The 2,275-nt window shown below is 38.7% G+C and carries 2 protein-coding genes and 1 pseudogene; all 3 read left to right on the top strand.

From position 1 onward, the window contains the following. The coding region (locus E7A03_RS09890) for a cupin domain-containing protein (protein ID WP_353799503.1) at positions 1–340 on the top strand (340 nt) is incomplete at its 5' end. A gap of 201 nt (positions 341–541) precedes the next feature. Further along, positions 542–739, top strand: a pseudogene (locus E7A03_RS09885) (hypothetical protein); the annotation flags it as partial. A 126-nt stretch (positions 740–865) separates the two neighbouring features. Then, positions 866–2,140, top strand: a complete 1,275-nt coding sequence (locus E7A03_RS09880) for an SLC13 family permease (RefSeq protein WP_004698525.1) — start codon at positions 866–868, stop codon at positions 2,138–2,140. The last annotated feature ends 135 nt before the right edge of the window (positions 2,141–2,275 follow it).

Genomic DNA, 2,275 nt, shown 5'->3' with positions numbered 1-2,275 from the left:
TTCTATGAGTAAGACTTTCACAAAAAATATCCCAGTCAACGAAATTTTACATCTAGGCGATTGTTTAGAGTATAAAGAAGGGCAAGTGATTAGTATTACTATAGCCCAAAATGAACGCCTCAGTATTACCTTATTTGCGTTACCAAAGGGCGAAGAAATCTCAACGCATGTAACTGTAGGCGATGCGATTGTGCAAATCCTCGATGGAGAGGCACATATCGTCGTCGGTGATGTGGAATACAATGTGAAAGCTGGTGAAACATTGATCATGCCTTCTGAAGTCCCTCATAGCCTCGATGCCCGAGAAAACTTCAAGATGCTGTTGACCGTCGTTAAATAAATATATCATAATGAATGCATCCCTTGGATTAATAAGGGGTGTATTTTTATATTCCGTTAGAAAAATATATAATTTAGATAGTTATATTTGTAAAAAAGAGTACAATAAAATTATGGAGAGGCGTTAACATATTTAATAGATTTTATTTTAGAGGTCTAGAAAAGGAAGTCCTGCTGGAGGTTTACGATGAGCACGAAAGTAGATCCAAAAGCAGTGCTCGCGGCTATCGTAATTGCTAGTTCCTTGGCATATGCGACACCAATTGGTATGCCTGCCAATACTATGGTTTACAATATAGCTGGCTATAGCTTTTTGAATTATGTGAAAGCTAGTGTACCACTTATTGTTGTATCTAGTATTGTGGTATTGGTATTATTGCCAATTCTGTGCCCCTTTTAATATATAAGGTATTATCTAGCGTTGTAGATATATGAAAAATATTCATTATAAAAAATTATATGATTTACATCACTGAGTTATATCTATATACTATAGGTGTATGACTACCATGAAAGGAAAGTTCTCATGGATTATAGTGTTGCTGTTACATTGGGATTCCTCGTATTTGCAATCGTCATGTTTGCATTGGAGAAGATTCCATTGTCTATTACGGCTATGATTGTAGCCGTTGGTTTGCATCTTTCTGGTGTATTAACCGCAACGGAAGCTTTCAAAGGCTTCGTTGACTCTAATGTTATTTTATTCATTGCTATGTTTATTATCAGTGCTGCTTTCTTTGAAACAGGTGTTGCTGTTGATGTAGGTGATGTTGTTAATAAATTTGCTAAAAACGAAACAATCCTTATTATCGCTATCATGATGCTTACAGGTATTATGTCTGGTCTCTTGTCCAACACAGGTACGGCAGCCGTTATGATTCCTGTTGTCATCGGTATTTGTAAAAAGGGTGGTTTCAACCAAACTAAATTCCTAATGCCAATCGCATTTGCAGCCGCTATGGGTGGTAATATTTCTATGATTGGTTCCCCTGGTAATATGATTGCAAACTCTAATTTACAAGAGGCTGGTCTTGGTTCCTTTAGTTTCTTCGCTTATGGTGAAGTAGGTTTACCTATACTTATCATCGGCACTCTATTCTATGCATTCATTGGCAAACGTTTCGTGCCAGAGGTTCCAACTCGTGAGCCTGATGCAAACTATCAAAAAAATGCTGACTTTGATCATGTTCCAATGTGGAAAAAATGGACAGCAGGTTTGGTGCTTGTATTGACTATTGCGGCTATGATTTTTGAAAAACAAATCGGTGTATCTTTGGCTGTTAGCGCTTGGGTAGGTGCTCTTGTTATCGTAGCAACTGGGGTTATTACTGAAACAGAGGCTGTTAAGTCTATCGATATGAAGACAATTCTGTTGTTTGTAGGTTCCTTGGCTCTTGGTACAGCAATGGTAAAATCCGGCGCAGGTGCATTTATTGCAAACCTTATCGTTGATGGTTTGGGTGAGACACCTAACCCATTGGTCTTGTTAGCAGTGCTTTTCTTCTTGTCTATATTCATGACAAACTTTGTGTCCAATACAGCGGACGTTGCATTGTTGGCACCTATCGGCTTGTCCTTGGCATCTCAATTAGGCTTTGACCCAAAAGCGATTCTCGTAGCTATCGTTATTTCCAGTTCTCTTGCATATGCTACACCAATGGGCACGCCTCCAAATGCTATGGTGTATAACGTGGCGGGTTACAGCTTTAAGGATTATGTAAAAGCTGGCGTACCATTGATTATTGTATCTGCCATCGTTTCTTTTGTATTATTGCCAATTTTATTCCCATTTAACCCGTAATTTTATATAGGTGAGTCATACTAAACCGTCACCGTTGGTGGCGGTTTTATTTTTATTGTCTTTAGACTGGTTCGTGACGTAGTCGCGAACCATAAAACCACCCGCTATGCGGGTGCGGCAACGAAAGTTATACAA

Source organism: Veillonella parvula (assembly GCF_032472435.1).
In the GTDB taxonomy this organism is placed as follows: domain Bacteria; phylum Bacillota; class Negativicutes; order Veillonellales; family Veillonellaceae; genus Veillonella; species Veillonella parvula_N.
The sequence above is the reverse complement of the archived record's forward strand: the minus strand, read 5'-3'. Positions and strand labels throughout refer to the sequence as shown.

Coding starts and splice junctions, on each gene's coding strand:
- E7A03_RS09880 (WP_004698525.1), top strand. CDS start 866: ATGGATTATAGTGTTGCTGTTACATTGGGATTCCTCGTATTTGCAATC.